General features: G+C 71.0%; 16 protein-coding genes. 10 read left to right on the top strand and 6 right to left on the bottom strand.

Features of this window, described 5'->3' with window-relative positions:
- Positions 1 to 32: 32 nt before the first annotated feature.
- Positions 33 to 1,289 carry a sigma-70 family RNA polymerase sigma factor gene (locus tag AB0H32_RS15370; protein ID WP_361119629.1) on the top strand — a complete coding sequence of 419 codons (1,257 nt, stop codon included), beginning with the start codon at positions 33 to 35 and terminating at the stop codon, positions 1,287 to 1,289.
- A 9-nt stretch (positions 1,290 to 1,298) separates the two neighbouring features.
- On the opposite strand, the gene AB0H32_RS15375 is transcribed toward AB0H32_RS15370, so the two are convergent.
- Positions 1,299 to 2,507 carry a class I SAM-dependent methyltransferase gene (locus tag AB0H32_RS15375; RefSeq protein ID WP_361119631.1) on the bottom strand — a complete coding sequence of 403 codons (1,209 nt, stop codon included), beginning with the start codon at positions 2,505 to 2,507 and terminating at the stop codon, positions 1,299 to 1,301.
- A gap of 89 nt (positions 2,508 to 2,596) precedes the next feature.
- On the opposite strand from AB0H32_RS15375, the gene AB0H32_RS15380 reads away from it, so the two are divergent.
- From AB0H32_RS15380 to groL, 4 genes are all read left to right on the top strand, one after another.
- On the top strand, positions 2,597 to 3,523 hold the full coding sequence (locus tag AB0H32_RS15380) for a polysaccharide deacetylase family protein (protein WP_361119633.1): 927 nt from the start codon (positions 2,597 to 2,599) through the stop codon (positions 3,521 to 3,523).
- Between the two features lie 41 nt (positions 3,524 to 3,564).
- A complete protein-coding gene (locus tag AB0H32_RS15385) occupies positions 3,565 to 4,359 on the top strand; it encodes a polysaccharide deacetylase family protein (RefSeq protein ID WP_361119671.1) in 795 nt (264 codons plus the stop codon).
- Between the two features lie 249 nt (positions 4,360 to 4,608).
- Positions 4,609 to 4,917 carry a co-chaperone GroES gene (gene groES, locus AB0H32_RS15390; protein ID WP_066995800.1) on the top strand — a complete coding sequence of 103 codons (309 nt, stop codon included), beginning with the start codon at positions 4,609 to 4,611 and terminating at the stop codon, positions 4,915 to 4,917.
- A gap of 117 nt (positions 4,918 to 5,034) precedes the next feature.
- On the top strand, positions 5,035 to 6,660 hold the full coding sequence (groL, locus tag AB0H32_RS15395; RefSeq protein WP_361119635.1) for a chaperonin GroEL: 1,626 nt from the start codon (positions 5,035 to 5,037) through the stop codon (positions 6,658 to 6,660).
- Positions 6,661 to 6,766: 106 nt separating this feature from the next.
- Here the strand turns inward: groL and AB0H32_RS15400 are convergent, their stop codons facing one another.
- The 3 genes from AB0H32_RS15400 to AB0H32_RS15410 form a co-directional block, all read right to left on the bottom strand.
- On the bottom strand, positions 6,767 to 7,474 hold the full coding sequence (locus AB0H32_RS15400; RefSeq protein WP_361119637.1) for an ester cyclase: 708 nt from the start codon (positions 7,472 to 7,474) through the stop codon (positions 6,767 to 6,769).
- A 74-nt stretch (positions 7,475 to 7,548) separates the two neighbouring features.
- Positions 7,549 to 8,322: an SDR family oxidoreductase gene (locus AB0H32_RS15405; protein WP_361119639.1), complete on the bottom strand. Its 774-nt coding sequence runs from the start codon at positions 8,320 to 8,322 to the stop codon at positions 7,549 to 7,551.
- A gap of 64 nt (positions 8,323 to 8,386) precedes the next feature.
- Positions 8,387 to 9,055: an MOSC domain-containing protein gene (locus tag AB0H32_RS15410; RefSeq protein ID WP_361119641.1), complete on the bottom strand. Its 669-nt coding sequence runs from the start codon at positions 9,053 to 9,055 to the stop codon at positions 8,387 to 8,389.
- An 80-nt stretch (positions 9,056 to 9,135) separates the two neighbouring features.
- Between AB0H32_RS15410 and AB0H32_RS15415 the strand changes: the two genes are divergently transcribed.
- Positions 9,136 to 10,062: a LysR family transcriptional regulator gene (locus AB0H32_RS15415; RefSeq protein ID WP_361119643.1), complete on the top strand. Its 927-nt coding sequence runs from the start codon at positions 9,136 to 9,138 to the stop codon at positions 10,060 to 10,062.
- Positions 10,063 to 10,125: 63 nt separating this feature from the next.
- Here AB0H32_RS15415 and AB0H32_RS15420 read toward each other — a convergent pair whose 3' ends face one another.
- Positions 10,126 to 10,455: a WhiB family transcriptional regulator gene (locus tag AB0H32_RS15420; protein ID WP_361119645.1), complete on the bottom strand. Its 330-nt coding sequence runs from the start codon at positions 10,453 to 10,455 to the stop codon at positions 10,126 to 10,128.
- Between the two features lie 381 nt (positions 10,456 to 10,836).
- Between AB0H32_RS15420 and AB0H32_RS15425 the strand changes: the two genes are divergently transcribed.
- The 4 genes from AB0H32_RS15425 to AB0H32_RS15440 all read left to right on the top strand — a co-directional run bounded on the left by AB0H32_RS15425 (position 10,837) and on the right by AB0H32_RS15440 (position 15,561).
- Positions 10,837 to 11,448, top strand: coding sequence for a response regulator transcription factor (locus tag AB0H32_RS15425; protein ID WP_003948568.1), 612 nt, complete (start codon positions 10,837 to 10,839; stop codon positions 11,446 to 11,448).
- A 523-nt stretch (positions 11,449 to 11,971) separates the two neighbouring features.
- Positions 11,972 to 12,559 carry a sigma-70 family RNA polymerase sigma factor gene (locus AB0H32_RS15430; RefSeq protein ID WP_030641278.1) on the top strand — a complete coding sequence of 196 codons (588 nt, stop codon included), beginning with the start codon at positions 11,972 to 11,974 and terminating at the stop codon, positions 12,557 to 12,559.
- A gap of 232 nt (positions 12,560 to 12,791) precedes the next feature.
- Complete coding sequence (guaB, locus tag AB0H32_RS15435; protein WP_361119647.1) at positions 12,792 to 14,300, top strand: IMP dehydrogenase; 1,509 nt, start codon at positions 12,792 to 12,794, stop codon at positions 14,298 to 14,300.
- 136 nt (positions 14,301 to 14,436) lie between these two features.
- Positions 14,437 to 15,561 (top strand): GuaB3 family IMP dehydrogenase-related protein, encoded by a 1,125-nt coding sequence (locus tag AB0H32_RS15440; protein ID WP_361119649.1) that lies wholly within the window; start codon positions 14,437 to 14,439, stop codon positions 15,559 to 15,561.
- 546 nt (positions 15,562 to 16,107) lie between these two features.
- On the opposite strand, the gene AB0H32_RS15445 is transcribed toward AB0H32_RS15440, so the two are convergent.
- Complete coding sequence (locus AB0H32_RS15445) at positions 16,108 to 17,316, bottom strand: nucleotide sugar dehydrogenase (RefSeq protein WP_361119651.1); 1,209 nt, start codon at positions 17,314 to 17,316, stop codon at positions 16,108 to 16,110.
- Between the last annotated feature and the right edge of the window lie 151 nt (positions 17,317 to 17,467).

Consider the following 17,467-nt stretch of genomic DNA (forward strand, 5'->3'; position numbering starts at 1 on the left):
CCGGGCCGTCCGAGGGTGTTGCATGGTGGGCTGTGGAACCACAGCCCACCGCGGCGCACGCGATCGAGACCGTCTTCCGCCTGGAGTCCCCGAGGGTCGTCGCCGGCGTCGCCCGGATCGTGCGGGACGTCGGTATCGCCGAGGAGCTGGCGCAGGACGCGCTGGTGGCGGCGCTGGAGAAGTGGCCCCGGGACGGCGTGCCCGACAACCCCGGCGCCTGGCTCATGGCCACCGCCCGGCACCGCGCCGTCGACCTGGTCCGGCGCCGCGAGACCTATGCCCGCAAGCTCGCCGAGATCGGCCGCGACCTCACGACCACGGTGCCGTTCGAGGAGCCGGCCGCCCCGGACGACATCGACGACGACCTGCTGCGGCTGGTCTTCACCACCTGCCACCCGGTGCTGTCCCCGGACGCCCGCACCGCGCTGACCCTGCGCCTGCTCGGCGGTCTGACGACGGCCGAGATCGCCCGGGCCCACCTGGTCCCGGAGCCGACGATCGCCCAGCGCATCGTCCGTGCCAAGCGCACCCTGGCCACCAGGAACGTCGCCTTCGAGGTGCCCTGCGGACCCGACCGCGAGGCCCGCCTCGGTTCCGTCCTGGACGTCATCTACCTGATCTTCAACGAGGGTTACGCGGCGACCGCAGGCGACGACTGGCTGCGCCCCGGGCTGTGCGAGGACGCCCTGCGCCTGGCTCGGGTGCTCTCCTCGCTGATGCCCAAGGAACCCGAGGTGCACGCCCTGACCTCGCTCCTGGAGTTCCAGGCCTCCCGCACGGCCGCCCGCACCGGTCCCGACGGCACACCCGTGCTCCTGAAGGACCAGAACCGCCGCCGCTGGAACCGCATGCTCATCGCCCGTGGCATCCGGGCCCTCGGCCGCGCCGACGCCACGGCCACCGGTGCCCCGGGCCCCTACGCCCTCCAGGCGGCCATCGCCGCCTGCCACGCGCACGCGTACTCCTACGAGGAGACCGACTGGCGGACCATCGCCACCCTGTACGGCCTGCTCGCGGCCCGTTCCCCGTCCCCGGTCGTGGAGCTGAACCGCGCCGTCGCCGTGTCGATGGCCGACGGCCCGGCCGAGGCGCTGAAGCTGGTCGACACCCTGGCCGCCGAACCCGCCCTGCGCGACTACCACCTGCTGCCCAGCGTGCGCGGCGATCTGCTGGCACGGCTCGGGCGCACCGCCGAGGCCCGCGAGGAGTTCGTCAGGGCGGCGGGGCTGGCCGGCAACGAGAGGGAGCGTGCACTGCTGTTGAGCAGGGCCGCCGAGTCCGCGTCCTGAACGCCTCGCTCAGGACGGTCCGCCGGCGGCCTCGGGCGGTCCGCCGGCGGCCGCGGGCTGCGCGGGGCCCCCGATCAGCATGGTCGGTGCCCCCGCGACCCGGGTGAGGAACACGGTCGCCGCATGGGGCCCCTGCGGTTTGACCTTCCTGCGCAGTTCCTCCGGCTCCACCGCCGACCCCCGCTTCTTCACGGTCAGTGTGCCGACCTCCCGCTCCCGCAGCAGGGCCTTCAACTTCTTGACGCTGAAGTGGAGTTGATCGGTGATCTCGTAGGCGGACGCCCAGGGCGTGGGGCGCAGTTCGTCGGCCGTGACGTAGGCGATGGTCTCGTCGACGAGGCCGCCGCCGACCTCGTCGGCCGCCTCCGCGACCAGATGGGCGCGGATGACGGCGCCGTCGGGCTCGTACAAGTACCGCCCCACGGGCCGGACACGGGGATCCGGCAGGCCCCGGGAGCGCAGGGTGCGCGGTCCCGGCAGCAGGGTGGCCCGGACCAGGCCCGGCTCGGTGCCGAACCACAGCACCGCCTCCTTCACGTCCCCGCCGTCCGAGATCCACTCGGCCTCGGCCTCGGCGGGGATCGCCTCGTGGGGGACGCCGGGGGCGATCTTCAGGGCCGCGCGGGGGGCCGCGAGGGCCGTGGCGACCGCCCAGGACAGGGGCGGCGAGTAGGCCTCGGGGTCGAAGATCCGCCCGCGCCCCCCTCTCCGGGCCGGGTCCACGAACACGGCGTCGTACCCCTGCGTGCTCACCTCGGTGACGTCCGCCTCGCGCACCTCGATCAGCTCGCCGAGCCCCAGCGCCTCGGCGTTCGCCCGCGCCGCGGACGCCGTCAGCGGGTCCCGGTCCACGGCCAGCACCCGGATCCCGGCCCGCGCCAGCGCGATCGCGTCGCCGCCGACCCCGCAGCACAGATCGGCGACCGAGGTCACCCCCAGCTCCTTCATCCGGCCCGCCCGGTACGCGGCGACGCTCGCCCGTGTCGACTGCTCGACCCCGTTCGGCGTGAAGAACATCCGCCGGGCGTCCGTCTCCCCGAACTTGGCCGCCGCCCGCTGTCGCAGCCGGGCCTGCCCGAGTGCTGCCGACACCAGCTCGGCGGGGTGGTCGCGGCGCAGCCGGGTGGCGACGGCCAGCTCCTGCGCGGGGTCGGTGTCACGCACCTCGTCGAGGAGGGCGCGGCCTTCGGGGGTGAGGAGGGGGGCGAGGTCGTTCACCGGCTCATTGTGGGCCAGTCGGTGGATGCTGCGCCTCCGGCGGCCTGTCGGACCGGGTTCGGGTCCCGGGCCTGGGAAGATCCGGCGCTATGCGACTAGTAGTACAAAATGACAAATCTCGGGCACGGCTCCGGACGGTCGCCCTTCGCTGTGGGGTGGCCGCGCTGGCCTCCGTCGCCCTCGCCTCCGGCTGCGCCGCCCCCGGCGCGGACGCCGGCGCCCCCGCCCCCGCCCGTGCACCCGGGCACGGCGGAGCCCAGGCCCTGGACCCGCGGGCCCGCCGAGCCGCCGAACACGCCCGACTGGTCGCCGCCGCCCAGCACTGGAGGCTGGACCGGGTGCCGCTGGCGCCCCCGGCCCCGCCGGCCAGGAAGCCGGAGATCGCCCCCCGCGACGGCTTCGAGGTGGACGGCCAGGAGGAGGAGAACCTGCCTCCGGTCTTCACCACCGTCCCCACCAAGCAGAAGGTCGTCTTCCTGACCATCGACGACGGCCACGAGAAGGACCCGAACTTCCTGCGCATGATGAGCGACCTGAAGATCCCCTACACGGCCTTCCTCAGCAACTACCTCGTCAAGGACGACTACGGCTACTTCCGCCGGATGCAGGCCGAGGGGCACACCCTCAACAACCACACCCTCACCCACCCGTATCTGCCCGGCCTGTCCTACGAGGAGCAGAAGAACGAGATCTGCGGCATGCAGACCATCATGAAGAAACAGTTCGGCAAGGCGCCCACCGTCTTCCGCCCGCCCTACGGCAACTACAACGGCGACACCCTGCGCGCCGCCAAGGCCTGCGGGATCAAGTACGCGCCGATCTGGGACGAGGAGGTCTTCGTCGACCACTGGGAGTACCGCGACTGGGACCGCAGTCTGCACCCCGGCGACATCGTGCTCACCCACTTCCGCGGCCGCGACGACTGGGACGGCACGATGGTCGACGACATGCGCAGGTTCCTGAACAAGGTCACGCGCGAGGGCTACGCCGTGGCCCGCCTGGAGGACTACCTGTGAGGCGCGGGGGGCGGGGCCGTTCGCGAGAGGTGCGGGCCGTGCTGGCCGCCGTCCTCGCACCGGCCCTGCTCCTCGCCGGCTGCGCCCAGTCCGTCGACCCCATCGAACGCCTGGGCAAGAAGGCCGCGCAGGGGGTCCGTCCGTCGAGCCCGGCCACCGGGGAGGCGTACCGCCGCTGGGGCCTGACCGCCCCCCTCGCCGCCCCGCCCAGCCCCCCGGTCCGCCTCCTGACGGCCCACGGGGCGGATCCCTCCCGCCCACGGGTCGTGGACCACATCAGAACCACCGACAAGGTGGTCTTCCTCACCTACGACGACGGCGCCGAACGGGACCCCCGGTTCGTCGACATGGTCCGCGAACTGAGGCTGCCGGTCAGCTTCTTCCTCACCGACAGCGTCGTGGGCCCCGGGTACGGCCACTTCGCCCGTCTGCGCGCGGTCGGCGCCGACATCGAGAACCACACCCTCCACCACCCGGCGCTGCCCGGCCTGCCGTACGCCGGCCAGCGCGCCGAGATCTGCGGCCAGCAGGACAAACTCAAGTCCCGCTTCGGCATCCGCCCCCGCCTCTTCCGCCCGCCCTACGGCACCTTCGACACCAGCACCCTGCGCGCGGCCGCCGACTGCGGCATCGCCGTGCTCGTGCTGTGGCGCGCCGCCATGACCCCCGACGGCATCACCTACGTGCGCGGCGCCGGGCACCTGAACCCGGGCGACATCGTCCTCGTCGGCCCCGACGAGGCCACCGGCCCCACCCTCAAGGAACGCACGAGACGCCTGCTGCGCCGTGTCCAGGCGAGAGGCCTGACGGTGGGCCGCCTGGAGGACTACCTGTAGCGGCTCCTTACCGGTCACCAGGAACCTCCAGGAACCTCCGGGAACCCGGGATCTCGGCCGACGCGCCGCACGGCATTGGCACTCCGCTTGACCGAGTGCTAATCGCGGTCATAGTCTCGGCTCTGGCACTCCCCCCTGGAGAGTGCCAACAAACGCGACGGGCAGGTCCGGCACCCGCGACGACGGATCCACCTGGTCGCCACCTCAGACAGTTAACCCCGTGAGATCTCCGAAGGGGGAGGTCGGATCGTGACGACCACCAGCTCCAAGGTTGCCATCAAGCCGCTCGAGGACCGCATCGTGGTCCAGCCGCTCGACGCCGAGCAGACCACCGCTTCTGGCCTGGTCATCCCGGACACCGCGAAGGAGAAGCCCCAGGAGGGCGCCGTCCTCGCCGTGGGTCCGGGTCGCTTCGAGAACGGCGAGCGTCTGCCGCTCGACGTCAAGGTCGGCGACGTCGTCCTGTACAGCAAGTACGGCGGCACCGAGGTGAAGTACAACGGCGACGAGTACCTCGTCCTCTCGGCTCGCGACGTGCTCGCGATCATCGAGAAGTAATCACCTCAAGCATTCCGCTTGAAGCTGCGCCCCTGGCCCCCGCGATCATCTGAGAAGCCGGGCGCCGGGGCGCAGTTCTTTTTTCACCCACAGATTTCCGAGAGGGCTCCCGCTGTCATGGCGAAGATCCTGAAGTTCGACGAGGACGCCCGTCGCGCCCTCGAGCGCGGCGTCAACAAGCTGGCCGACACGGTGAAGGTGACGATCGGCCCCAAGGGCCGCAACGTCGTCATCGACAAGAAGTTCGGCGCCCCCACCATCACCAACGACGGTGTCACGATCGCCCGCGAGGTCGAGATCGAGGACCCGTACGAGAACCTCGGTGCCCAGCTGGTGAAGGAGGTGGCGACCAAGACCAACGACATCGCTGGTGACGGCACCACCACCGCCACCGTGCTGGCCCAGGCGCTCGTTCGCGAGGGCCTGAAGAACGTCGCCGCCGGTGCCTCCCCGGCCGCCCTGAAGAAGGGCATCGACGCCGCGGTCAAGGCCGTCTCCGACGACCTGCTCGCCTCGGCCCGCCCGATCGACGAGAAGTCCGACATCGCCGCCGTCGCCGCGCTGTCCGCCCAGGACCAGCAGGTCGGCGAGCTGATCGCCGAGGCCATGGACAAGGTCGGCAAGGACGGTGTCATCACCGTCGAGGAGTCCAACACCTTCGGTCTGGAGCTGGACTTCACCGAGGGCATGGCCTTCGACAAGGGCTACCTGTCGCCGTACTTCGTCACGGACCAGGAGCGCATGGAGGCCGTCCTCGACGACCCGTACATCCTGATCCACCAGGGCAAGATCGGCTCCATCGCCGACCTGCTGCCGCTGCTGGAGAAGGTCATTCAGGCGGGCTCCAAGCCGCTGCTGATCATCGCCGAGGACGTCGAGGGCGAGGCCCTGTCGACCCTGGTCGTCAACAAGATCCGCGGCACCTTCAACGCGGTCGCGGTCAAGGCCCCCGGCTTCGGCGACCGCCGCAAGGCGATGCTGCAGGACATGGCCGTCCTCACCGGCGCCACGGTCATCTCCGAGGAGGTCGGCCTCAAGGTCGACCAGGTCGGCCTGGACGTTCTGGGCTCCGCCCGCCGCGTGACGGTCACCAAGGACGACACGACCATCGTCGACGGCGCCGGCAAGACCGAGGACGTGCACGGCCGCGTCGCCCAGATCAAGGCCGAGATCGAGAACACCGACTCCGACTGGGACCGCGAGAAGCTCCAGGAGCGCCTCGCGAAGCTGGCCGGCGGCGTGTGCGTGATCAAGGTCGGCGCCGCCACCGAGGTGGAGCTGAAGGAGAAGAAGCACCGTCTGGAGGACGCCATCTCCGCGACCCGCGCCGCGGTCGAGGAGGGCATCGTCTCCGGTGGTGGCTCCGCCCTGGTCCACGCTGTCAAGGTCCTGGAGGGCAACCTCGGCAAGGCCGGCGACGAGGCCACGGGTGTCTCGGTCGTCCGCCGCGCCGCCGTCGAGCCGCTGCGCTGGATCGCCGAGAACGCCGGCCTCGAGGGCTACGTCATCGTCTCCAAGGTGGCCGAGCTGGAGAAGGGCAACGGCTACAACGCCGCCACCGGCGAGTACGGCGACCTGGTCAAGGCCGGCGTCATCGACCCGGTCAAGGTCACCCGCTCCGCCCTGGAGAACGCCGCCTCCATCGCCTCCCTGCTGCTCACGACCGAGACCCTGGTCGTCGAGAAGAAGGAAGAGGAGCCGGCCGAGGCGGGCCACGGCCACGGTCACGGCCACGCCCACTGACGCACCCCGGCAGTGACGCACCTCGGCACCGAGGTGCACTGAGGCCCGGCACCCCCCTGGGGGTGCCGGGCCTTCGCCCTGTCGGCCGGGGTGTGCTGTGCGGCCTCTAGTTCTCCAGCGCGTCCAGCGCCCCCAACTGCCCGAGCAGCCCGAGCCGGTCGTACTGCCACCAGCCCTCGCGGAGCTTGCCGCCGGCGTTGAAGCGGAAGATGGTCGTCCCGGTCATCGACACCTGGCGGCCGGTGTTGGGCAGGCCCATGAACTCGCCGGTCTGGATGCCGGTCCAGGTCCACCGGGTGCACACCCGGTCCCCCTGGGTGATCTGGTCCCCGATGCCGAAGGAGAAGTCGAAGGCGTTGCGCCACATCTCGATCTCACGGCGCATGTTGTCCAGCCCGAGGGTGTCCTGCTCGTTGGCCGGATCGTGGTCGTGGTAGTTCTCGGCGAGCAGGTCGTTCAGCGGCGGCAACGGCCCCTGAACCGCGATCGTGTCGAAGAACCTCCGGGCCGTGGCCGCCTGCAACGGCTCGTCGCGCACCACGTCCAGGTCCGTGAACGTCGGCATCTCGTCGCACAGGGCGAGCATCTCCCGGAAGATCGTGTCGGTCTCCGGCAGGTTCGAGTTCCGCATCGCCTCCTCGTACGACGGGAACTCCACGATCTCGATGACATGCGTCGCGTCCGAGCGGTCCGTGCCGACCACCGCGTGCGTCGCCGTCCTCTTCCCCTTGGTCTTCTCGACCCACTCGTCCATCAGCCGGTTCATGTCGTCGAGCCGGCTGGTCCTGCAGTCGATGAGCTGTACGAACGTCATGGCGCCGCCTCCCGGCCCCCTGGGTCCGGATCCGTCAGACCCATTTTCCCACCGGAACGCGGGCGCCACCCGTCCTACTGGGGCCCGTACTTGCGCCCCGTCCGCGAGCTGATTCCGCCCATCAACCCGCGCGGGGTGACCTTCACCAGACCCATCAGCGCCTTGTACCGGGGGTCCGGGACGGACAGGGTCTTCCCGCGCGCGAGGTCCGCCAGAGCCGCCGCGACCAGCTTGTCCGCGTCCAGCCACATCCAGCCGGGGATGTTGTCCGTGCCCATCCCGGCGCGCTGGTGGAACTCGGTGCGCACGAAGCCGGGACACAGCGCCATCAGCCGCACCCCGCTGCCCGCCATGTCCTTGGCCGCGCCCTGGGTGAACTGCACGACCCACGCCTTCGAGGCGCCGTAGGTGCCCCGGGGTACGAAGGCCGCCACCGATGCCACGTTCACCACTCCGCCGCGCCCACGCTCGCGCATCGCCTCGGCCGCCGCAGTCGTCAGCCGGAGCACCGCCTCGCAGTGCACCTTGAGCATCTTCAGCTCGTCGGCCATGGACACTTCGAGATAGCGGCCCTTGTTGCCGAAACCCGCGTTGTTGATCAGCAGGTCGACCGGATTCTTCCGGTCGCCGAGCCGGTCGGCGACCGTCTCGATGCCCTTGTCCTCGGACAGGTCGGCGCTCAGCACCTCCGCCTCGACGCCGTGCCGGTCGTGCAGCTCGGTCGCCTGCTCGCGCAGCCGTTTGGTGTCCCGCGCCACGAGGACCAGGTCATGCCCGTCAGCCGCCAGCCGCCGCGCGAACGCGGCGCCGATTCCCGCGGTCGATCCCGTAATCAGAGCCGTTGTCATGGCCCAAGGGTAGTGACCCGGACGGACAGCGTCCGCTGTCCGTCCGCCGGCCGGTGACGGCTCCTCAGCGGGGCTGGCCGGCGACGTACTTGCGCGCCGCGGCCAGCGCCTCGCTGTGCAGCGCCCCGCCCGCGGCGAGCAGCCGCGGCAGCAGCTCGCGCTCGGTGGTCACCGCACGGAACTGCATCGCCGCCGTCACACCGTGGTCCGGACGGTGCACGATCTCGACCGGATCGCCCGCCCGGATCTCACCCGGTTCGATCACTCTCAGATAGGCCCCGGTCGCGCCCTTCCGGGTGAATCTCTTCACCCAGCCCCGCTCGCCCAAATGGCCCTGGAACGTACGGCACGGGATCCGCCCCGAGGTCACCTCCAGGACCACCTCGGAGCCGATCCGCCAGCGCTCGCCGACCAGCGCCCCGGACACGTCCAGTCCCTCCGTCGTGAGGTTCTCGCCGAAGCAACCGTTGGCCAACGATCGGCCCAGCTCGCGCTCCCAGTCGTCGAGGTCCTCGCGCGCGAAGGCGTACACCGCCTGCTCGTCGCCGCCGTGGTGGCGCAGGTCGCACACTGCGTCACCGGCGATCCCGCTCGCCCCGACCCCCTTGGGGCCGGGAGCCGCCACCCGCACCGGCCCCTCGACCGGCCGCTTGTCGATGCCCGTCACGCCCTGCGCCTGGTCCGTGTACGGCACCGGCTGCGGACGGCCCACGTTGACCGAGAGAAGCTTCATGACAGCACGGTACGGGACCGCATCCCAAAGTGTCGACGCGGAATTGGGCGCCGCATCCAAGCCAGGCTTATACTCAAAGGGTGATCGAGGCCCGTCATCTCCGCGTCCTGCGTGCCGTCGCCACCACCGGCTCCTTCTCGGCGGCGGGGCGTGAACTGGGCTGCACCCAGCCCGCCGTCAGCCAGCAGATGAAGGCCCTGGAGGCCTCGGTCGGCACCCCGCTGCTGGTGCGCAGCGGCCGTGAGATGCGTCTGACCCAGGCCGGCGAGGCCCTCGTCCGGCACGCCTCCGGGATCCTCGCGGGCCTGACCGCGGCCGAGGAGGAGGTCGCCGCCATCGCAGGCCTCAGAGCCGGCCGGGTGCGTCTGGTCTCCTTCCCCAGTGGCAGCTCGACCCTGGTCCCGACCGCCCTGGCCGCCCTGCGCGCCGCGCACCCGGGCACCCGCGTCTCCCTGGAGGAGGCCGAGCCCCCGAAGTCCGTCGAACTGCTGCGCGAGGGCGACTGCGACCTCGCGCTGGCCTTCCGCTACGAGGATGCGCCCGCCGCCGAGGAGTGGGACGACCTCGTCGTGCGGCCCCTGCTGACGGACCGGCTGGTCGCGCTCGTGCCCGAACGGCATCCGCTCGCGCGTGCGCAGTCCGTCGGTATCGGGGAGCTGGCCCAGGAGCCCTGGATCGCGGGCTGCCCGCGCTGCCGCGGCCAGCTGGTGGAGGTGTGCGAGAGCGCCGGCTTCACGCCCCGTATCGACTTCGCCACCGACGACTATCCGGCAGTGGTCGGCCTGGTGGGCGCGGGTCTCGGCGTGGCGGTGCTGCCGCAGCTCGCCGTGGAGTCGGTGCGGCCCAGAGGAGTACGCACGGTGGCGCTGGAACCGCTCGTGCGGCGGCAGATCGTCGCCCTTACTCTGCCCGACCTGGCGCAGGTGCCGGCGGTCGCGGCGACGCTGGAGCAACTCGCCCGGGCGGCCGGGCGCGCACAGGGACCGTCGGCAGGGGTACGGGCCTAGGGGCCGTCGACAGGAGCCGATGCATGCGCGTGCGTGCCCGGGATTGATTGCAGAAACGTTCCTTCAGGCGTTCGGGGCGGTGCCCCCGCCGGTGGTGGATGCCGACACCAGGCGGTTGCGCGCCCGTCCCATCAGCTCTTCGCGCTCGTCCTCGGTCAGGCCGCCCCAGACGCCGTACGGCTCGCGCACCGCCAGCGCGTGCGCCGCGCACTCCGCGCGGACCGGGCACCTCATGCAGACCTCTTTGGCCGAGTTCTCACGTGCGCTCCGAGCCGCCCCGCGCTCACCCTCCGGATGGAAGAAGAGCGAGCTGTCGACCCCACGGCAGGCAGCCAGGAGCTGCCAGTCCCACAGGTCTGCGTTCGGTCCGGGAAGGCGGGAGAAATCTGCCATTACGTGACCCCTTGTAGCCGTTCTGGGCGGATACGGTGCCAACGACCGTACATCTCCGGTCTAAGGAGATGAAAATATGACTCATTGCGAATCTAGCTCCAGACACTGGGAAACGGGAGCAAAAACGGCTAAATGGGGCATTGGTTGTGATGAAAAGTTGAGGGTCCGTCGGGCATGTCTGCACCGTGTCGGCGCCCTCACGTAGAGTGCCGAAGACGGCACGCAGCCCCGTAACTCTTTCGAGTGACCGTCGTTGAGAGTGCGGAGGCGGTTGAAAACACAAGCGCTCGGGCAGGCGTCCGAGACGGTCGACCGCACAGGTGACGATTCCGTACCAGCCTGGAGGCTCAAGGTGACGCGCATCAGCTGGGGAGGGCGGTCATGACATCCGTCCTCGTCTGCGACGACTCCCCGCTTGCCCGAGAGGCGCTCCGCCGCGCGGTCGCGACCGTGCCCGGCGTCGAGCGCGTGACGACGGCGGCCAACGGCGAGGAAGTCCTCCGCCGCTGGGGCGCCGACCGCTCCGACCTCATCCTGATGGACGTGCGCATGCCCGGCCTGGGCGGCGTCGAGACCGTGCGCCGGCTGCTGTCCGCCGACCCGGGCGCGCGCATCATCATGCTCACCGTCGCCGAGGACCTCGACGGCGTGGCCCTCGCGGTCGCCGCGGGCGCCCGGGGCTACCTGCACAAGGACGCCTCGCGTGCGGAGCTGCGCGCCACCGTGACGCAGGCCCTCGCCGACCCGACCTGGCGCCTGGCCCCGCGCCGCCTCCGCTCGGCCGAGATGGGCGCGGCGCCCACCCTCACCGCGCGTGAGATCCAGGTGCTGGAGGGCATGAGCCACGGCCGTTCCAACGCCGAGATCGGCCGCGAGCTGTTCCTCTCCGAGGACACCGTCAAGACGCACGCCCGCCGCCTCTTCAAGAAGCTCGGCGCCTCGGACCGGGCCCACGCGGTGGCGCTCGGTTTCCGCTGGGGACTGGTCCGGTAGCAGGTGCGCCGCACCGGGGCTGCTGTCCGTCACCCCGGGATCCCCGCCTGCCCGGGTGCAGGCGGGGGCGGGCGGACCGCGGGCGCCGCGGGGCGTGGGGCCGCTCGGCCGTCCGGCGCACGTGGTGCGTCCCTCCCGCTCGGAGTCCCTGGGCGCCCGCGCGGACTGCTGATTCAAGGTCCACTCGTTGGGACGAACCCACCACATGGCCCCCTTCGGGCCCTGTGCCGTCGCCGCCGAGTCCCGCTCGGCGTGTCGGCGGGGCTCTCGGGGTGTGGCGGGGGAGGGGAGACGGGGGCGTGGGGGTGCTCGTCGCGGATGTGCAAGACGGCCTGCCGGACGCCCGCTGCTCGTTTCGCGGCGGATGCCGCATCCTTGAGGTGTGGAGTCTCTCGGGGACGAGTCGGTCGAGCGGAAGGGGAGGGCGCAGGAGATGAGTGCCGGCGCGCCTGCTCATAACGCTTCAGTGCACAACCACGAGCACGATGCGACGGACCGTATGGGCACAAGGCACCATGGACCGATGCGCGACGACGAGGCGGGCACGGCCCACGGGGCGATCGGTGCGCTCGTGCATCGTGCGGTGGACGGAGATGAGCAGGCCACGCATGACCTGCTCGCCCATGTCCACCCCTTGGCGCTGCGCTACTGCCGCACCCGGCTGTCCCGGCTGCCCGGCGACGCGCGCCACTTCGTCGAGGACCTCGCCCAGGAGGTCTGTGTGGCGGTCCTCCTCGCCCTGCCGCGCTACCGCGACACCGGCCGTCCCTTCGAAGCCTTCGTCTTCGCCATCGCCTCGCACAAGGTCGCCGACCTCCAGCGGGCCGCGATGCGCCACCCGGGCTCCACGGCCGTCCCCTCGGACGAGATGCCGGAGCGCCCCGACGATTCCCTCGGCCCCGAGGAGCGCGCCCTGCTCAGCAGCGATGCCGAGTGGGCCAAGAAGCTGCTGGCCAACCTCCCCGAGAACCAGCGCGAACTGCTTCTGCTGCGCATCGCCGTGGGCTTGACCGCGGAGGAGACGGGGCAGATGTTGGGAATGTCACCAGGAGCGGTCCGGGTCGCCCAGCACAGGGCGCTGAGCCGCCTCAGGGCCCTCGCCGAGCAGTAGGTGAAGCACGTCCCGCCACGGCGGGGAACAGCCACGACGGCGCAAATCGGCGGTGCCGGGCCCGCATCGGCCCGCGCCGGTACCTTCCACGCCGCCCTCACCTGAACAACCGTCCCCGCGGTTCCGTACGAACATACGAAGCCTGAAGTCACCCGGGACCGTGGAATTTGCTAGCGATACTTCCCGTTAGCATGGACATCCGCACCGATCAAGGCCATTTGGGGAAGGTGTCATGACTGCCAACGTCGACGGAGTGCCCGGTAAATTCGCGACACTCGGGCTGACCTACGACGACGTGCTGCTGCTGCCGGGCGCGTCGGACATGGCACCCGACGAGATCGACACCGCCTCGTACGTCTCCAAGAACGTGCGGGTCAACATCCCGCTGCTGTCCGCGGCCATGGACAAGGTGACCGAGTCCCGCATGGCGATCGCGATGGCCCGCCAGGGCGGCGTCGGCGTCCTGCACCGCAACCTCTCCATCGAGGACCAGGCCAACCAGGTCGACCTGGTGAAGCGCTCCGAGTCCGGCATGGTCACGGACCCCATCACCATCCACCCGGAGGCCACGCTCGCCGAGGCCGACGCGCTGTGCGCCAAGTTCCGCATCAGCGGCGTCCCGGTGACCGACGGGGACAAGAAGCTCCTCGGCATCGTCACCAACCGCGACATGGCCTTCGAGAGCGACCGAAGCCGCCGCGTGCACGAGGTCATGACCCCGATGCCGCTGGTCACCGGCAAGGTCGGCATCTCCGGCGCCGAGGCCATGGAGCTGCTGCGCAAGCACAAGATCGAGAAGCTGCCGCTGGTCGACGGCGCGGGCGTCCTCAAGGGCCTGATCACGGTCAAGGACTTCGTCAAGGCGGAGAAGTACCCGAGTGCCGCCAAGGATGCCGACGGCCGGCTGCTGGTCGGTGCGGCGGTCGGTGTGGCCGGTGACTCCTTCGAGCGCGCCCAGGCCCTGATCGAGAACGGTGTCGACTTCATCGTCGTGGACACCGCGCACGGCCACTCCCGCCTGGTCGGCGACATGATCGCCAAGATCAAGTCGAACTCCTCCGGCGTCGACGTCATCGGCGGCAACGTGGCCACGCGCGACGGCGCCCAGGCCCTGGTCGACGCGGGCGCCGACGGCATCAAGGTCGGTGTCGGCCCCGGTTCCATCTGCACGACCCGCGTGGTCGCCGGTGTCGGCGTCCCGCAGGTCACCGCCATCTACGAGGCCGCGCTCGCCGCCAAGGACGCCGGTGTCCCGGTGATCGGCGACGGCGGTCTGCAGTACTCCGGCGACATCGCCAAGGCCCTGGTCGCGGGCGCCGACACGGTGATGCTCGGCTCGCTGCTCGCGGGCTGCGAGGAGTCCCCGGGCGAGCTGCTGTTCATCAACGGCAAGCAGTTCAAGTCGTACCGCGGCATGGGCTCCCTCGCCGCCATGCAGACCCGCGGCGAGCGCAAGTCCTTCTCCAAGGACCGCTACTTCCAGGAGGGTGTCGCCTCCGACGAGCAGCTGATCCCCGAGGGCATCGAGGGCCAGGTGCCCTACCGCGGTCCGCTGTCCTCCGTCGTCCACCAGCTGGTCGGCGGTCTGCGCCAGTCGATGTTCTACGTCGGCGGCAGGACCGTCCCGGACCTTCAGACGAACGGCCGGTTCGTGCGGATCACCTCGGCGGGCCTGAAGGAGAGCCACCCGCACGACATCCAGATGACGGTCGAGGCGCCGAACTACAGCAGCAAGAAGTGACGCACACGCGCGCGTGAAGCCGTGAAAGGGCGGCCCCGGAGCATCCGGGGCCGCCCTTGTCGTCCCCGTGGAGGGCCGCTGCCGTACCCGTCGGCGATACTGGTAGACGCTGAACGCATCAGGGAAAGGCCAAGACGTGACTGAGATCGAGATCGGGCGCGGCAAGCGCGGCCGCCGGGCGTACGCCTTCGACGACATCGCCGTCGTCCCCAGCCGCCGTACGCGGGACCCGAAGGAGGTCTCGATCGCCTGGCAGATCGACGCCTACCGTTTCGAGCTGCCGTTCCTGGCCGCTCCCATGGACTCGGTCGTCTCCCCGGCCACCGCGATCCGCATCGGCGAGCTGGGCGGCCTCGGCGTGCTGAACCTCGAAGGCCTGTGGACGCGGCACGAGGACCCGCAGCCGCTGCTGGACGAGATCGCCGGGCTGCCCGCCGACCAGGCGACCCGCCGCCTCCAGGAGATCTACGCGGCGCCCATCAAGGAAGAGCTGATCGGCGCCCGCATCAAGGAGGTGCGCGACGCCGGCGTGGTCACGGCGGCCGCGCTCTCCCCGCAGCGCACCGCCCAGTTCTCCAAGGCGGTCGTGGACGCGGGCGTGGACATCTTCGTCATCCGCGGTACGACGGTCTCCGCGGAGCACGTCTCGTCCTCGCACGAGCCGCTGAACCTGAAGCAGTTCATCTACGAGCTGGACGTCCCGGTGATCGTCGGCGGCTGCGCCACCTACACCGCCGCCCTGCACCTGATGCGCACCGGCGCGGCCGGTGTCCTGGTCGGCTTCGGCGGCGGCGCCGCCCACACCACGCGCAACGTGCTCGGCATCCAGGTCCCGATGGCCACCGCCGTCGCCGACGTGGCAGCCGCCCGCCGCGACTACATGGACGAGTCCGGCGGCCGCTACGTGCACGTGATCGCGGACGGCGGTGTCGGCTGGTCCGGCGACCTCCCGAAGGCGATCGCCTGCGGCGCCGACTCGGTGATGATGGGCTCCCCGCTGGCCCGGGGCACGGACGCGCCCGGCAAGGGCCACCACTGGGGCATGGAGGCGGTCAACGAGGAGCTGCCCCGCGGCAAGAAGGTCGACCTGGGCACGGTCGGCACCATCGAGGAGATCCTCACCGGCCCGTCCCACACCCCGGACGGCTCCATGAACTTCTTCGGCGCCCTGCGCCGCGCCATGGCCACCACCGGCTACAGCGAGCTGAAGGAGTTCCAGCGGGTCGAGGTGACGGTGGCGGACTCGCAGCACAAGCGGTAGCCCGTACGACGTGAAGGGGCCGGTCGCCCGGTGAGGCGGCCGGCCCCTTCCGCATGTCCGGGCGGGCCTGTGGGGGCGCGTGGGGTGGCGTGGAGGCGTGCGGTTGTCTTCGGGGCGAATACGGGCTGGTGAGCAGGGCCGAGGGCGATAGCGTCCGTGTCGGCGCCCCAGTCTTCTGGAGCGCCCCCTTCCAAGGACTTGGTTCCGGACCCCGGCTGCTCGGGGCCCGGCCCGATCTCCAACGGACCGTCCACCGGGCTACTGGGCGGTGTCGTGGAAGGGGGCGCCCATGGGCCGTCACCGTAAACCCACCCGCTGGGACCGGATCCGTCTGTGGACGGTGAAGTGCCGGAGGAGGTGGATCTTGCGGCTTTTCGGATGGTGAGCGGCCGCCCCCAAGAAGCCTAGGGGCGGACACTCCGTGATCCATCCAGGAGCCTGCCGCAGTAGCCGCTGCGGTGGGCTCCACCTGTTTCCGTAAGGTACCCGTGGTGCGTCCCCCCTGCCACCAGCCCCCGGGGTCCGGCCCGCCCGCGCGCCCCCCGCTCACAACCGATGCGCCGCCCCCGTGGGCGTGGCCCCCCGCGTGTCCAGCAGCAGCTGTGCCTTCACCGACAGGCCCTGCAGGTCGTACGTCCGGTGCTGCTGCAGCAGGATCGTGAGGTCGGCGTCGGCGGCCGCGTCGTACAGGGAGTCCGCGCGCGGTACCGGGCGGTCCAGGACGTTCCAGGACGCCACGTACGGGTCGTGGTAGCTGACCGAGGCGCCCAGTTCCATCAGCCGGACGGCGATCTCTTGGGCGGGCGTGCTCTGCAGGTCGGCGACGTCGGGCTTGTAGGTGATGCCGAGAAGCAGGACGCGGGCGCCGCGGGCGGACTTGCCGTGCTCGTTGAGGAGGGTGGCGGCGCGCTGGATGACGTAGCGGGGCATGCGGCTGTTGACCTGCTGGGCCAGTTCCACCATGCGCAGGCCGCGGCTCGCGTGGCCGGTCAGGTCCTGCGGGACGCCGTGCCCGCCGACGCCGGGGCCCGGCCGGAACGCCTGGAAGCCGAACGGTTTCGTCTCCGCGCAGCGGATCACGTCCCACAGGTCGACACCCAGCTCGTGGCAGAGGACGGCCATCTCGTTGACGAGCGCGATGTTGACCTGCCGGAAGTTGGTCTCCAGCAGCTGCACGGTCTCCGCCTCGCGCAGACCGCGCGCGCGTACCACCTTGTCGGTGAGCCTGCCGTAGAAGGCGGCGGCCGACTCGGTGCAGGCGGGGGTGAGGCCTCCGATGACCTTGGGCGTGCCGGCCGGGGTGCGGTCGCGCTGGCCGGGGTCGATCCGGCTGGGCGAGTAGGCGAGGTGGAAGTCGCGGCCGGCGCGCAGTCCGGAGCCCTTCTCCAGCAGGGGGCGCAGGAACTCCTCGGTGGTTCCGGGGAGCACGGGAGACTCCAGGATGACCGTGGTGTGCGGGCGGAGCCGTTCGGCAAGGCTCCGGGCGGCCGCCTCGAGCTGGCCGAGGTCGAGCCCGCCGTCGGCGCCGCGCGGGGTCGGTACGCAGAGCACCGCGGTGCGCACCCGGCCGAGCTGGGCCGGGTCGGTGCCCGGCCGGAAGCCCCCGGCATGCATCCGGCGCAGCTCGGAGGGGCTGAGGGAACTCGCCTCCGGGCCGGTGGCGTACCCGATGGTCGGGATGCCTGCGGCCACGGCGGCCTGCGCGAGCGGCAGGCCGTAGGGACCGAGTCCGATGACGGCGAGGTCTGCGGGCATGGCGTGGGCCGTCCTTCCGAGTAACCGAAGCGGGACCGATGCGCAACCGCTGTGGACAGGTTGAGAGAGCGCACTGTCACACTAGGAGTAAATATGACCGTTATGCGGGATTGTTTTCGTGTGTCTTCCGGCAGTTGTGCGCGAGTTGTCC

The organism is Streptomyces sp. NPDC020362 (assembly GCF_040642095.1).
Lineage (GTDB): Bacteria > Actinomycetota > Actinomycetes > Streptomycetales > Streptomycetaceae > Streptomyces.